The 14,077-nt window shown below is 65.6% G+C and carries 11 protein-coding genes and 1 tRNA gene; 3 read left to right on the top strand and 9 right to left on the bottom strand.

Translation table 11 applies throughout. The features are described 5' to 3' along the window. Positions 1–1,335, bottom strand: coding sequence for a DEAD/DEAH box helicase (locus VI340_RS05620; protein ID WP_336357971.1), 1,335 nt, complete (start codon positions 1,333–1,335; stop codon positions 1–3). A gap of 110 nt (positions 1,336–1,445) precedes the next feature. Here VI340_RS05620 and VI340_RS05615 point away from each other — a divergent pair, with 110 nt between their 5' ends. The 3 genes from VI340_RS05615 to VI340_RS05605 all read left to right on the top strand — a co-directional run bounded on the left by VI340_RS05615 (position 1,446) and on the right by VI340_RS05605 (position 4,161). Then, positions 1,446–2,531, top strand: coding sequence for a right-handed parallel beta-helix repeat-containing protein (locus tag VI340_RS05615; protein WP_336357970.1), 1,086 nt, complete (start codon positions 1,446–1,448; stop codon positions 2,529–2,531). A 96-nt stretch (positions 2,532–2,627) separates the two neighbouring features. After that, positions 2,628–2,698 (top strand) — tRNA-Pro (locus tag VI340_RS05610). Positions 2,699–2,910: 212 nt separating this feature from the next. Further along, positions 2,911–4,161 (top strand): mandelate racemase/muconate lactonizing enzyme family protein, encoded by a 1,251-nt coding sequence (locus tag VI340_RS05605; RefSeq protein ID WP_336329978.1) that lies wholly within the window; start codon positions 2,911–2,913, stop codon positions 4,159–4,161. Between the two features lie 77 nt (positions 4,162–4,238). On the opposite strand, the gene VI340_RS05600 is transcribed toward VI340_RS05605, so the two are convergent. From VI340_RS05600 to VI340_RS05565, 8 genes are all read right to left on the bottom strand, one after another. Continuing rightward, positions 4,239–6,110: a PAS domain S-box protein gene (locus tag VI340_RS05600; protein ID WP_008309596.1), complete on the bottom strand. Its 1,872-nt coding sequence runs from the start codon at positions 6,108–6,110 to the stop codon at positions 4,239–4,241. Positions 6,111–6,164: 54 nt separating this feature from the next. After that, positions 6,165–7,829 (bottom strand): AMP-binding protein, encoded by a 1,665-nt coding sequence (locus tag VI340_RS05595; protein WP_336357969.1) that lies wholly within the window; start codon positions 7,827–7,829, stop codon positions 6,165–6,167. Next, positions 7,822–8,676, bottom strand: coding sequence for an alpha/beta fold hydrolase (locus VI340_RS05590; RefSeq protein ID WP_336357968.1), 855 nt, complete (start codon positions 8,674–8,676; stop codon positions 7,822–7,824). The genes VI340_RS05595 and VI340_RS05590 overlap by 8 nt, the downstream gene beginning before the upstream one ends. Positions 8,677–8,824: 148 nt before the next feature. Further along, on the bottom strand, positions 8,825–9,988 hold the full coding sequence (locus VI340_RS05585) for a branched-chain amino acid ABC transporter permease (RefSeq protein WP_336357967.1): 1,164 nt from the start codon (positions 9,986–9,988) through the stop codon (positions 8,825–8,827). Between the two features lie 139 nt (positions 9,989–10,127). Next, positions 10,128–11,117 carry a branched-chain amino acid ABC transporter permease gene (locus VI340_RS05580; protein WP_336357966.1) on the bottom strand — a complete coding sequence of 330 codons (990 nt, stop codon included), beginning with the start codon at positions 11,115–11,117 and terminating at the stop codon, positions 10,128–10,130. After that, entirely contained in the window at positions 11,114–11,812 is a 699-nt protein-coding gene (locus tag VI340_RS05575; protein WP_336357965.1) for an ABC transporter ATP-binding protein, read from the bottom strand. The genes VI340_RS05580 and VI340_RS05575 overlap by 4 nt, the downstream gene beginning before the upstream one ends. Then, complete coding sequence (locus VI340_RS05570; protein WP_336357964.1) at positions 11,809–12,621, bottom strand: ABC transporter ATP-binding protein; 813 nt, start codon at positions 12,619–12,621, stop codon at positions 11,809–11,811. The genes VI340_RS05575 and VI340_RS05570 overlap by 4 nt, the downstream gene beginning before the upstream one ends. Positions 12,622–12,623: 2 nt before the next feature. Next, positions 12,624–14,036 carry an ABC transporter substrate-binding protein gene (locus VI340_RS05565; RefSeq protein ID WP_336357963.1) on the bottom strand — a complete coding sequence of 471 codons (1,413 nt, stop codon included), beginning with the start codon at positions 14,034–14,036 and terminating at the stop codon, positions 12,624–12,626. Between the last annotated feature and the right edge of the window lie 41 nt (positions 14,037–14,077).

Genomic DNA, 14,077 nt, shown 5'->3' with positions numbered 1-14,077 from the left:
CTATCTGCGTCGCCTGGCGACGCGCTCTTCCGCGGTCTCCTCGGTCACGAGTTCGTACAGCAGCGCCCGACCGCCGTCGGCTTTTGGCCGCAGAATCCGGCCGAGTCGCTGGGTAAACTCCCGCTCGGAGCCGCTGCCCGAGAGGACGACGGCGACGTTGGCGTCGGGTACGTCCACACCCTCGTCGAGGACGTTCGCCGTCACGACCCGGGAGTAGGTCCCGTCGCGGAACCGCTCTAAGATCTCCCGACGCTCGTTCGCGCCGGTCTCGTGTGTTATCGCCGGGATGAGGAACCGCTCGGAGAGGCGGTACACGAGGTCGGTGTGGGCGGTGAAGACGATGATCCGGTCCTCGCGGTGGCGGTCCAGAATCGTCGCCAGCCGGTCGACCTTCCGCTGGGCGTTCATCATCACCTCGCGGGCGCGCTGTTTCGCCAGCAGCGCCTCCCGGGCCGCCGGGTCGTTGCCGGACCGCTTCACGAGTTCCTGATAGTCGCTGCCGGACCGGAGTTGGATGTTGGACTGCTTCAGGTAGTCGGTGAACGTCCCCTGGGACTCCTCGTAGCGGTCCCGTTCGTCCGGCGTGAGCGCGACCTCGATTCGCTTGATGTCGTAGTCCGCGAGGTGCTCGCCCGCCAGATCGTCAACGCTGACTCGCTGGACGAGCGGCCCGACGAGTGCCTCGATGGTCTCGTGTGCGCCGTCCGGCCGCTCGAACGTCGCCGTCAGCCCGAGTCGCGCCGGCGCGGCGAGCAGCCGAGCGATGTCCCGATACCCCTCGCCGCCGAGGTGATGGACCTCGTCGAAAACCACGAGTCCGAATCGGTCCCCGAGTTCGTCGGCCCGCAGGTACGCCGAGTCGTACGTCGACACCGTGATGTCCTCGACGCGCTGTTCGCCCCCGCCCATGCGGCCGACCGGCTGGTCGAACTCCCGCTGTAGCTCGCGCTGCCACTGCTCCAGCAGGTCGATGGTCGGGACGACGACCAGCGTCGGCGTCCCCAGCGCGACCATTGCCGCAATGCCGATAACGGTCTTGCCGCTCCCCGTCGGGAGTTCCAGACAGCCCCTATCGCCAGCCTCTCGCCAGGCGTCCAGCGCTGCCTGCTGGTAGGCTCTGAGGTCGTACGTCGTCGAGAGCGACAGCGACGGCAGGGAGCAGACAGCGTCTTCGTACGCTATCCCGCGGTCCCCCAGCGCACTCCGGAGGTCGGCGTACCGGTAGGCCGGCGCTCTGGCTGTCTGGGTGCGTTCGTCGTACTCGACGCCGGGCAGGTCCGACGGCGGGTCCCCCGTCACGCGGATGGTCCCCGACTCGTACGTCAACTCCAGCACACTCCGGGGTTCGCCGGTCCGGCCGATAACGCTTTCGCGGGCCGCATCGCCGGGGGCACCAGTTCAAATAACAATACGGTTTACGTCCACTCGCGCCTACAGTGTCAACTATGGACGACAGGCGTACGACACTACTTGCCCTCTTGCTGTCGGTAGTGCTGACCCTCGCTGTGTTGCCGGCGAGCGTAGCGGGAGCACAGACGGCACAGGAGACACTGACCGTGGATAAAGACGGGCGTGCCGACTACCGGTCGATACAGGCCGCTGTGGACGCCGCCGACAGCGGTGACACCGTCGAAGTCCGTCCGGGCACCTACTACGAAGAAGTCCGAATCAACGAGAACATCTCCATCGTCGCACCCGACCGGGCGATACTGGACGGCTCGCGGTTCGTCAACGGAACCGGCGTCACGGTGGCCGGCACAGCCGAACCGAACGTCACCGGATTTACCGTGCGGAACTACCGCTTTGGCGTCGTGGCCAACGGAACCAGCGGCGACTGGACGGTCACTGATACGACCGTTATCGCTGCCGATGTCGGCGTCTACGCGCCGAATTCGTCCGGGAACTGGACTATCGAGGACGCCGCCGTCGCCAGCACGACCTACAGCGGCGTGTTCGCCCGCGGGACCAGCGGTGACTGGACGATTCGCGACACTCGCTTCGTCGCTGTCGGCGGCGACGGCGCCGACGTCCGCAGGTCTTCCGGCGACTGGACGGTCGCAGCAGTCGTCGTTGACCGGTCCGGCGCGGACGGCGTCGACGCCTCCGGGACAACTGGTGACTGGTCGGTCCAGAACACGGAGGTCCGCCGGAGCGATACCGGCGTCAAGGCTATCAATAGCGCCGGCGACTGGACGGCGACCGACCTGACAGTCCGCCAGAGCGACACCGGCCTCGTGACCGCCTTCTCAAGCGGCGCGTGGACGCTTGAAGATGCGACCCTCGAAACCCGGGATATCGGGGTCTTCACCGCTCGAACGACCGGCGCGTGGACCATCCAGAATACGACCATCGAAAGCCGGCAACAGGGAATCCACGCCGTCAAGACCAACGCGTCGTGGACTGTCTCTGGGTCGACCATATCCGTAACCGCCGAGCAGAATGCCATCGGTGTCGACGCCCGCTCCGCGAGCGAGGGCTGGTCGCTTACCGATGTCACCATCGACAGTCCCGATATCAAAGTCGCCGAGTGAAGCGACCGCACCGACACTGCCCTCCCTCGTCACGGGCTGCCACTCTCGCCACCAAAGCGAAGCCCTTAATTAAAACACCCCCTTCTCCCAGAGTGCGGGACCGTGGGGTAGCGGTATCCTCGGCGGATGGGGTCCGTCGGACCTGAGTTCGAATCTCGGCGGTCCCACTTCAAAACTTTGTGCAGGGAATACGACTTGACAGCAGCGGTTTCATATGGACCGCAAGGGTTGCGCTGCCACAGTGGTTGACGGAAGCGTCAAGCAGGCACCCAAGGCGGAAGCAGACGAAGGCTGACAGCCAAATTGTGATTTGTGCGGTCCTGCCAGAGCGAGACCGATTTCCTCTACACTTTTGTAACGCCGATAGCAAGCGAGGGGTATGGGAAAGGCAAACGACGTAGACTACGCTGACCTGCACGACCCCAACGCAGAGTACACCATGCGGGAGCTCTCTGCGGAGACGATGGGCGTCACCGCCAAGCGCGGTGGCGGCCGTGACGTGGAGATTACAGACGTTCAGACGACGATGGTCGACGGGAACTTCCCGTGGACGCTCGTCCGAATCTACACCGACGCGGGCATCGTCGGCACGGGCGAGGCATACTGGGGCGCGGGCGTCCCGGAACTCATCGAGCGGATGAAGCCGTTCGTCGTCGGCGAGAACCCGCTCGACATCGACCGCCTTTACGAGCACCTCATCCAGAAGATGAGCGGCGAGGGGAGCGTCGAGGGTGTCACCGTCACCGCCATCGCTGGCATCGAGGTCGCGCTGCACGACCTCGCGGGCAAGATCCTCGAAGTGCCGGCCTACCAGCTCCTGGGCGGCAAGTACCGCGACGAGATGCGCGTGTACTGTGACTGTCACACCGAAGAGGAGGCCGACGCCGACGCCTGCGCCGAGGAGGCGCGCCGCGTCGTCGACGAACTGGGCTACGACGCGCTGAAGTTCGACCTCGACGTGCCAAGCGGCCTGGAAAAGGACCGCGCGAACCGCCACCTCCGTCCGGGCGAAATTCGACACAAGGCCGAGATTGTCGAGAAAGTCACGGAGGAGGTCAAAGACGAGGCCGATGTGGCCTTCGACTGTCACTGGACGTTCTCGGGCAGCTCCGGCAAGCGTCTCGCCGAAGCCATCGAGGAGTACGACGTCTGGTGGCTCGAAGACCCCGTTCCGCCGGAGAACCTCGAAGTGCAGGAGGAGGTCACCAAGTCCACGAACACGCCGATCACCGTCGGTGAGAACCGTTACCGCGTCACCGAGGAGCGCCGGCTCATCGAGAACCAGGCCGTCGATATGATCGCGCCGGACATGCCGAAGGTCGGCGGCATGCGCGAGACACGCAAGGTCGCCGACGTGGCGAACCAGTACTACATCCCGGTCGCGATGCACAACGTCTCCTCGCCGATTGCGACGATGGCGAGCGCCCACGTCGGGGCGTCTGTCCCGAACTCTCTGGCCGTCGAGTACCACTCCTACGAACTCGGCTGGTGGGAGGACCTGGTCGAGGAGACCGTCATCGAGGACGGCTACATCGAGATTCCGGAAGAGCCGGGTCTCGGTCTGACGCTCGACCTCGACGCCGTGGAAGAGCACGTCGTCGAGGGCGACACCGTCTTCGACGAAGCGTAAGTTCAGCCCCCATCTGTTGGTGTTGACTGGGACGGCACCGGGTGACGTGGTGGTCACCCGATATCACGGCGGCACAGTTACGCCGCATCGAATTCGACGCCGGTGATCTCGAAGCGAGCACCGCCGGCGTCGCTTTCTGCAACCGTTATCGACCAGCCGTGGGTGTCGACGATCTCATCGACGATTCGGAGGCCGAACCCGGGGCCCGAAGCCAGCGAGTAGCCGCCCTCGAACACGTTCTCGCGCTCGTCGGCCGGAATCCCGACGCCGTCGTCCGCGACGTAGAAGCCGTCGTCCAGTTCGCCGACAGTTATCGTCAGGTCGGTGGCCGCTCCCTGCGACTGTGATATCGAGGTTGTCACACGCTGCTCGCCGGTGTCTCCCTGTTTCTCAGTGTGTGGCGTTTGTCCATGTTCCACACTGTTGCGGATGAGATTCTCGAACAGTTGTCGGAGCCGACCCGGGTCCGCGCGGACCACGGCCGAGGTCCGTAGCTCCAGCGTCACGTCGCCGGTCTCGACGGTTTGCCAGCACTGCTCGACGACGGTCTGGAGCGGCACCGGCTCGCTGTCGAGCGCGGCCTCGCCGTTCCGGGCCAGCGACAGGAGGTCCTCGATGAGTTGGCCGATACGGTCGTGGGCTCGCTCGACTGCGTCGAGATGCTCGCTGTCGTGTTCTATCTGTGCGAGTTCTAGCTGGCCTCGGGCAACGTCAAGCGGGTTCCGGAGGTCGTGACTGACGACGCTGGCGAACTCGTCGAGGCGCTCGTTTTGTTGTTCAAGGGCCTGTTGACGGCTGTCGGGGGGAGAGATCTCCCGTCCGATACCGGCCACGCCGAGCGTCGAGCCGTCAGCAGCCGTTATCCGGCCGCCGGTGAATTCGTACGGGACTGTCGTTCCGTCGGCGGTCAGCAGGTCGGCTTTGAACGACGCCTCACCGGTCTCGAACGCCGTCTCAATGCCTTGGCGAACCGTCTCGCGGTCGGACGGGGCGAAGAGGGCTGTCAGAGCCATCGACGCGAGATCAGCGTCTTCGTGTCCGGTGGCTGCCGCCAGTGCATCATTCCAGCGAGCCAGATCGCCGTTCTCGTCGAGTTCATAGAACAGATCCGGCACTGCATCGACTGGCGCGTCGGGGCTATCCAGTTCCGTGACGCGTTCGGACTCGCGTCGCTTCCGCTCAGTGATGTCGCGCGAGGCACCGACGATTCTGATGACTGTGCCATCGTCGACAATCGGTTGCGCCTCGGCCCGCACCCAGCGCTGTTCGCCATCCGGTTTGGTAATACGGAATTCGAGATCGACCGATTCGCCGGCTGACACGCGTTGCATCGCCTGCATGACTCGCTCCTGATCCGTGTGGTGAATCGCGGTCATGAACTCCGCAGGGTCAGCCTGCAGGGACTCCACGGAGCGGCCGTAGAGCGTTTCGTATGCCGAATTGACGAACTGTATCTCGGTCCAGTCCCCGGAGAACACCCACAGCAGTTCGTTCGACTGTTCCGCCAGTTCTGTGAGTTGCCGTCTGGTCCGGCTAGCGATTTCTGTCGACTGATGGTGTTCGACGAGCAACCGAATTCGATTGGCGAGGAGGTCGCCACGCTCGACAGCCGTGTCTCTGCTGAAAACGTCGGTGACGCCGTTCGAGACCGCGTTACTGGCGACGGATTCCGACTCGATCAGCAACAGTACCGGGAGATTGCTATCCCGCTCGCGGACCGCGTCGACGAACGCACGGCCGGACCGGTCCGAGAGGTCGTCCGCGGCAACGATGCCATCGATAGCGTTGTCTTCGAGGTGTTCGAGCGCACTGTCAGCCCGGTCAGTCGTAGTCAGGGTAAGCGAGTCCGGGTCCCGTCCAGCCGGGAACTCGACAGTCTCGTCGAGTAGCGGGGTGTCGTCCACCTGCAACACATGTATCGAATCCGCCGGCGCATATGTGTCAGCCATCTTGTGTAAATGGAACTGCATCACCCCTCTTGAAGATACGCCTGCATTGATGGATTACGCCCCGAATCGGTCCGAGATTGCACCCCGGTCGATCTTGTCCGGGCCGCTGGTCGGCATCGCCTCGACGAACGCAATCTCGCGGGGGTGTTTGTACCGGGCCAGTCGGTCGTCAAGGAACGTCCGGAGGCCGTCGAGTGTCAGCGGCCGGTCGCCGGCCCCGCCCGCCGTGCTATCGGTCGCAAGTTCGATGACGGCCTTCCCGACCTGTCCCCACTTGCCGTCGGGGACCGGAATCACGACGACTTCACCGACCGACGGATGGTCGGCGATAGCGTCCTCGACCTCCGCGGGGTAGACGTTCTCGCCGCCGCTGACGAACATATGCTTGGTGCGACCCTCGATGTAGTAGTAGCCGTCCGCGTCGGCGCGGGCGAGGTCGCCGGTCGACACCCAGCCGTCGCCGAACGTCTCGGCGGTGGCCTCGGGGTTGTCGAGGTAGCCCGTCGCGGCGTGGGGCGAGCGCAACTGGAGTTCGCCGACGGTGCCGGGGTCGACCGTCTTTCGCGCGTCGGAGGGACCATCGCCGTTGTCACCGTCGTCGGGTTCGACGACTCTGGCGTCGACGTGCATCGCCGGCTTGCCGACGGAATCGGCCTTCTTTCGGGGCCAGCCCTCCGGCATCGCGAAGTTGTTCGGGCCGCACTCGGTGAGGCCGTACCCCTGTGAGAGGTCGACGCCACGGTCCCACCACGCCTCCATCACGCTCTTGCGGCAGGGGCCACCGCCGGACTTGGCAAAGCGCAGCGTCGAGAGGTCCGTCTCCGTCCAGCGGTCGTGGTCCGTCATCATTCGCAGCACTGCGGGGACGGCGACGAGGACGGTCCCACCCTCGGTGTCGATGGTCTCCAGCACGTCGCCGGGGTCGAACTCGCGGGCGATGACGACCGTCCCGCCCATGTGCCACAGCGGGACGGTGAGGACGTTCCAGCCCCCGGTGTGGAACATCGGGAACACCATCGGCGTCACGTCGTCCTCGCGCAGCCCCCAGGCCGTAATCGTGTTCAGGGAGTTCCAGACGATGCCGCGATGCGTGATTTCCGTCTCCTTGGGCGTCCCCGTCGACCCGCCGGTGTGCAGGAGGAGGTGCGTGTCGCCGGGAGTCGGTGTCGCCGTTTCGACGGATGAGTCGTCCGCGGGGAGGGCCGAAGCGTAGGGCGTGCTGTCGAGAGTGGCGAAAGCGGACGACTCCGTCGTTTCGGTTTCGAGATGGATGAGTTGGGGGCTCGTCGCGTCGGCTGTCTCCAGGGCGGCCGAGACAGTTCCTGCGAAGGAGGCCTCGACGACGAGGAGTTCGGGGTCCACGCGGTCGAGGAGGTCGGCGAGTTCCGGGGACGCAAGCCGGTGGGACAGCGGGGCCAGTCGGCTCCCGGTCTTGCCGGTGGCGAAGAATAAGTCGACGACGGCAGGGCGGTTCCGCGAGACGACGGCGACGGTGCCGGCTGCCGCCGTGGCGTCCGTCGCAGTGCGGGCGTCGTCTCCGTCCGCGCCGACGCCGTACTGCCGGAGCAGCCGAGCAGTCCGGTTCGCTCGCCGGTCCAATTCGGCGTACGTGAATCGTTCGCCGGTGGTCGCATCCACCAATCCCTCGCGGTCCGGCGTGAGCGCGGCCCGGCGCTCGCTCCAGGCACCGACCCACTCCTGTGCCAGCCCCTCAGACATCGTCGATGAACTCCCGTATCTGTGTGTTGACGCGGTCGTACTCCTCGATGAACAACAGGTGCGGACCGCCGTGGACAGTGACGAAGTCGGCGTTTGGCAAGCCCCGCGCCAGCAGTTTCCCGTTCTCGTAGGGGACGACCTCGTCAGCGGTCCCGTGGATGACAAGTGCCGGGGCCGTGATCTCTCCAAGTCGTTCCGACACGTCGTGGGCCTGCACGGCCGCGCCTTGCCATTCGAGGGCCTGGTCGCTGGCGTCGCTGTCGATGCGCCAGTCGATGATGCGCTCGATGAGGTCTTCGTGGGTGCCCATGAACCGATCCGAAAGCGCGGGCTGCATTTTGTACCGCCGGAGTTCGCGCTCGTCGAGGTCCTCGGGTACGTTGAACATCCGCTGCTGGGTCTCCTCGGGGACCGCCTTGGCTTCCGGCCCGCCCGGCGAGGTACACATGAGCGTCAGCGACTGCGCCCGGTCGTACTCCAGCGCGTACTGCTGGGCGATCATCCCGCCCATGCTGGCCCCGACGATGTGGGCCTGCTTGATGTCGGCGTCGTCGAGTACGGCCTCCAGGTCACTCGCCATCTGGCGCATCGTGTACGGTCCCTCGGGTTCGTCCGAATCGCCGGTGCCGCGGTTGTCCCATACGATTGTCTGGTACTCGTCGACGAGTGCCTCCTGTTGCCACAGCCACATCCAGCGGCCGTAGCCGATGCCTTCGACGAAGACCACAGTCTCGGCGTCCGACGGCCCCTCGCGCTCGTAGGCGAGCGAGACCCCGTCGTTGGTCGCGTATTGCATACTGGCTGGTTCTGGTTGGATATCCTTCAAGTGGTCCGGTTCCGCGCTCATTGCTCTACTGGCTCCCCCTTCGGGTTGTCACACTGCGTGTCGTTTCGCTGGCGATGCACCGCCGTGGGGTAGCCGGGTCGGAAGCGGCCGCCCCACGCCCAAGTTGTCGTACGGTCTGGCGGTTCGACGGTCGTTTTCACTGGTTTCGTCATTCCGAATCACCCCAGAGCCTCGCCGGCAGCGCCTCGGCGAACGTCCCGCCGAGACGCGCCCGCAGCGTCCCCAGCAGGCCGTCAGGGACGTAGAGGACGAACAGCACGAACACGATACCGACGTAGAGGCTCGCGTGGCCGTTCAACAGCAGGTCGATGAGGCCGCCGATAGTCGTCTCGCCGACCAGCGTCGCGTCCAGCGTTTCCTGGCCCAGCAGCGCGCGGAGATAGGGCAACAGCCCGCCGCCCTGCCCGGCCTTCGAGAGGAACTCCCGAACCGTCTCGTCGAACAGGTGGCCGTACAGCGAGCCGGCAAGCGTCCCGAAGCCGCCGATGATGCTCGCCAGCAGGGCGTCGCCGGTCACCAGGAAGTAAAAGGAGTTCTCCGGGCTGGCCGAGCGCTTGAAGCCGGCGAACAGGCCGCCGGCGACGGCGGCGAAGAAGCCGCTGATGGCGAAGGCCCCGAGCTTGTAGCAGTAGGTGTTGTAGCCGATTGCGACGGCGCGCTCCTCGTTCTCCCGGATAGCGATCATCACCCGGCCGAAGGGGGAGTGGATGACGCGCTGCATGGCGAAGTAACACGCGAGGACGACCAGCCCGATCATGTAGTAGGACACCTCTGTCCCGGACAGCGTCGACCCCAGCAGGGCCACCTCGTCGCCGGTGAGCACGCCGATAGACAGCGATAGCTGGTCGATGCCGGGGACTCCGATCTGGAACCCCTCGGCGTGGCTTGGCCCGACCGCGGGGCCGTCCCGGGGATTGGTCGCCACGTAGTCCCAGCCGCGGACGAACACGTAGAACACCTGCGCGAAGCCGAGCGTAATCATCGCGAAGTACACGCCCGACAGCCGGAACGACACCAGCCCGACCAGCATCGCCAGGGCGATAGCGATGAGACCGCCGACCAGCAGTGACAGCATGAACGGCGTCCCAGGACCCAGGAGCGGGACCTTCCCGTTGGCGATGAGGATGACCGTGTACGCGCCGGTCCCGTAGAACACCGCGTGACCGAAGGAGAGGTAACCGGTGTAGCCGCTGATGAAGTCAAAGGAGATGGCGAACAGGCCGAAATAGAGGACGCCGACCATCGTCTCCACGGTCGGCAGGAGCATCTGCGTCTCGGCACCGACAGGCGAGTTCAACAGCGTGTGATACACCGGCGGGTACAGCGCCAGCAGGGCGATAACGAGGATGTGAGCGGTGTGGTCCCGCAGGTACTCGCGGGGCCAGCCCGTCTCAACAGTCGTGGGGGCCTGTGGCTCGGACGCCGCCTCGGCGTCGGCCTCGGGTTCGGCGCTAATGGCCCCCCACCTCCTCGACGCCGAACAGTCCTTGCGGGCGGACGATGAGCGTCACCACGAGGACCAGAAACAGCACCAGTTCCGGCAGGCCCGTGAACTCGATGACGTTCTGGAACCACCAGGTCGTCACCGCGTCGGCCATACCAACCACGAGGGCGGCCACCACGGTCCCCCGGAACGTCCCGAGGCCGCCGACGATGACGACGATGAACGCCGGCAGCAGTGTCTCGGCCGCGAGCGGGACGCTCGCGCCCCACGTCGGGTCCCACATCAGGAGCGTTCCGGCCGCGCCGGCCAGGCCGATACCCAGCGCGAACACGACGGTGAACACCTGGCGAACGTCGATGCCCAGCGCTGACGCCATCTCTGTGTCCTCGCTGCCGGCGCGGATGTACAGGCCGTAGCGGGTCTTGGTGAGGAACGCCCAGATGCCGACCACCGTGAGAGTTCCAAGGAGTATCTGGAACAGCGACATCCACCCGGCGCTGACGGGGCCGAGCGCGACCGGTTCCCGGAGGAACTGCGGCTTGGTCGCCAGCGCGGCCTGCCAGTCCGACAGCGGCTGGAGGTCATAAATTCCTAGCACGATGCGGACGACCTCCTCGATGACCAGCGTCAGCCCGAAGGTCAGGAGAATCTGGTATATCGGCGGCCGGTCGTACAGCGGCCGGATGATGGTCGTCTCGATTGCGCCGCCGAGCAGGGACAGTAGCGCGAACACGACGACGATGGCAACGAAGAACAGGCCGAGACGGGCCAGCGGCGCTGTCCCGCCGGTGACCGTCACCACCATCAGGAGGCCACCGAGGTACGCCCCGACCATCGTCAGCGACCCGTGGGCGAAGTTCAACACGCCCATCAGGCCGAAAATCAGCGTCAGACCGCTGGCAATCATCACGTACAGCGCCGACTTGGCGAGCCCGTTAACGATGACGCCGCCAAGTTCGCTCAGCGTCAGAAACTCCGCGAGCGCTTCGAGTATCATGCCGACAGATACCTCCTGAACCGTTCGTCGTCGGCCGTCACCGCCGCCGTCTCGCCGTCGTCGACGACGCGGCCCTTGTCGATGATGTAGAACCGGTCGGCCAGGTCCAGCGCCAGCGGGAGGTTCTGCTCGACCAGCAGCATCGTCACGTCCTCACTGGCTTTCGACAGTGCCTCGGCCACGTCGGCGACGATCTGTGGGGCCAGGCCCTCGCTCGGTTCGTCGACCAGCAGCAGGTCGTTGTCGCCGACCAGCCCGCGGGCGATGGCGAGCATCTGCTGTTGGCCGCCCGACAGCGTGCCTCCCTCCTGCCCCCGCCGCTCTTCGAGGATGGGGAACGAGTCGAAGGCCAGTCGGAGGCCCTCGCCCACGCCGTCGGGGTCCGGTATCGCCGCCCGGAGGTTCTCCTCGACGGTGAGCTGGCCGAATATCCTGCGGTCCTCCGGAATCCAGCCCAGTCCGCGCTCGGCGACCTCGTGGGTCTCCAGGCCGACCAGCGATTCGTCGCGGAACGTGATCGACCCCTCGCGGGGCGGCGTCAACTGCAGGATGGTCCGCAGCGTGGTTGTCTTGCCGACGCCGTTACGGCCGGCCAGCGCGACTACTTCCCCCTCCTCGACCGAGAGGTCGACGCCTTCGAGGATGTGGCTGTCGCCGTAGTACGTGTGGACGCCGGCGAGTTCGAGCAGGCTCACGCCGTCCCCTCCTCCGAGTCCGGGTCGGACCCGGCCGCAGTGGTATCATCGTCCAGGCTGCCCGGTTCGTAGCCGCCGAGATACGCCGACTGCACGTCGGGATTCGCTCGTACGTCGGCCGGCGGCCCGTCAGCGATGACTGCGCCCTGATGCAGGACGACCACGCGGTCGGAGACGCCCATCACGATGTCCATGTTGTGCTCGACCAGCAGGACCGGGTAGTCCTCGGCGACCGCTTCGATGAGGTCCCGTATCTCGTCGACGCTCTCCGAGGAGACGCCGGCGTTTGGCTCGTCCAGCAGGAGGACCGCCGGGTCGCCGGCCAGCGCGATAGCGACTTCGAGCTTGCGCTTTGCGCCGTGGCTCAGCGTGCTCGCGAGGTCGTCGGCCCGATGGGAGAGCCCGACCCGGTCGAGAATCTCGTGGGCACGCTCGGTGAACTCGTCAAAGTGGTCGACGTTGCGCCAGAACGTCGTGGCGTCGTCGCTGTGGGCCTGCTCGGCGACCCGGACGTTCTCCAAGACCGTGCTGTTGGGGAAGACGTTCGTCACCTGGTAAGACCGGTGGATACCCTTGCTGGCCGTCTCGTGGGGGGAGGCGTCGGTGATATCCTGCCAGGTCCCGTTGCGCTGGAGTTCGACTGTGCCCTCGGTGGGCGAGAGGCTCCCGGTCAGCAGATTGAAGAACGTCGTCTTGCCGGCCCCGTTCGGGCCGATGAGCGAGCAGAGTTCGTTTTCAAGCTCGAAGTCGACGCTGTCGACGGCGGTGAGTCCCCCGAACTCCTTTGTCAGTCTCTGTGTTCTGAGCATGCCTACAGAGAACAGCCCATCTGGTCGCTGTCCTGTGGGATGGTCGTCTCGTCGGCGCTGATGCGGGCGAGCGGCTCGCTGGGCATGATGGCCGCGCCCCAGTTGTCGGCCCACTCGTCGGTCGTCGGGATCGGGTTCGCGACGGTCATCGCCGACCGCGCCTGGTTGTTGTACTCCTGGAAGGTGTAGCCGTTCTCGCCTTTCGGCGTGTCGGTGACGGTCATTCCTTTCAGAGCATCGGCGATGTCGGCCCCGTCGGTCGACCCACTCTCCTGGATGGCCTGGTGAATCGCCGACGCGCCCGTGAACGTCCCCGCGGTGAAGAGGTCCGGGACGACGCCATAGGCGTTGGTGTAGCTCTCGACGAACGCGTCGTTGATCGGGTTGTCGTACTGGTTCCAGTGGTAGCGCGTCGTGAACGGCCCGAGCTGTGAGTCCCTGATTTTCTCCTCGGTCAGCGGTTCGCCGAGCACGCTCTGCATCGTCCCGCCGACGACGTTGTTGGTGATTCGGGTGGCGAACCCCCCGAACACCCGATAGGAGTAATCGCCCGAGAGGAAGGCGTTGAACATCGCCGGGAGCGTCGCGACGGTGAACCCGCCGACGACGCCCTCGGCCCCGGCCTCCTCCGCATTGTCCAGCAGCCCATCCCACTCGGCGTATCCCTGTTCGACGAATCGCTCGCCGACGATCTCGACGCCTTCGGCTTCCAGTACGTCCCGGTAGTTGTTGACGACCGCGCGGCCGAAACTGTAGTCCGCGCCGAACAGATAGACGCTCGATACGTCCGTCTCTCTGGCGACGTACTTCCCGCCCGAGCGGGCGTCCATCGCGGTGTTCTCGCTCGCTCGGTAGACGAGGTCGCTACAGGTCTCGGAGTTGGACGTGATGTCGGCCGACGCCGCCGGACCGAGCATGATGGGGACCTGCGCCTGATTGACGACCGTCGTGACGACGCGGCTGGCGACTGCTGAGGACGCACAGCCGGCGAGCATGTCCACGCTCTCGTTCTCGACGAGGTTCGTCGCCGCCGTCTGGGCCGTGTCCGCCGAGAACTCGGTGTCCCGTACGAGCAGGCGGTACTCCGTGTCGCCGGCGGTAATCGTAATCTCGCCGCTGCCGGGGTCGGTCGGCGGATCGGTCTCACCCTTGTACGCCAGCCCGGAGAGGAACCCCCACAGCGACTGGTCGCCGTAGTACTTCAGGTCACCAGCGCGGGGCTGAAGGACCCCGATACTAACGGTCTGTGCCGAACCACTGCCGCCCGATTCGCCGTTCGTGCCACTGTCCGTCGTGCCGCCGTCCGAATCGTCCTGTTCAGTCATGGATGAGTCGTCACTGACACAGCCGCTGAGCCCGACAACACCGGCACCGAGCGCGCCGAGAACGCGCCTCCGTGTAGCCGTGTTCTGCATAACAGATTATCGTAGATTCGCCGACTACATAGTGTGCTGAG

It is taken from the genome of Haloarcula sp. CGMCC 1.6347, assembly GCF_037078395.1.
Taxonomy (GTDB): domain Archaea; phylum Halobacteriota; class Halobacteria; order Halobacteriales; family Haloarculaceae; genus Haloarcula; species Haloarcula amylolytica.
Note: the sequence above shows the minus strand (reverse complement) of the source record. Positions and strands in the feature narration are given on the sequence as shown.

Bases quoted from the DNA above. Each gene is read 5' to 3' on its own strand.
- VI340_RS05615 (WP_336357970.1), top strand. From the start codon at position 1,446: ATGGACGACAGGCGTACGACACTACTTGCCCTCTTGCTGTCGGTAGTG.
- VI340_RS05605 (WP_336329978.1), top strand. From the start codon at position 2,911: ATGGGAAAGGCAAACGACGTAGACTACGCTGACCTGCACGACCCCAAC.
- VI340_RS05600 (WP_008309596.1), bottom strand. From the start codon at position 6,110: ATGGCTGACACATATGCGCCGGCGGATTCGATACATGTGTTGCAGGTG.
- VI340_RS05595 (WP_336357969.1), bottom strand. From the start codon at position 7,829: ATGTCTGAGGGGCTGGCACAGGAGTGGGTCGGTGCCTGGAGCGAGCGC.
- VI340_RS05590 (WP_336357968.1), bottom strand. From the start codon at position 8,676: ATGAGCGCGGAACCGGACCACTTGAAGGATATCCAACCAGAACCAGCC.
- VI340_RS05580 (WP_336357966.1), bottom strand. From the start codon at position 11,117: ATGATACTCGAAGCGCTCGCGGAGTTTCTGACGCTGAGCGAACTTGGC.
- VI340_RS05570 (WP_336357964.1), bottom strand. From the start codon at position 12,621: ATGCTCAGAACACAGAGACTGACAAAGGAGTTCGGGGGACTCACCGCC.
- VI340_RS05565 (WP_336357963.1), bottom strand. From the start codon at position 14,036: ATGCAGAACACGGCTACACGGAGGCGCGTTCTCGGCGCGCTCGGTGCC.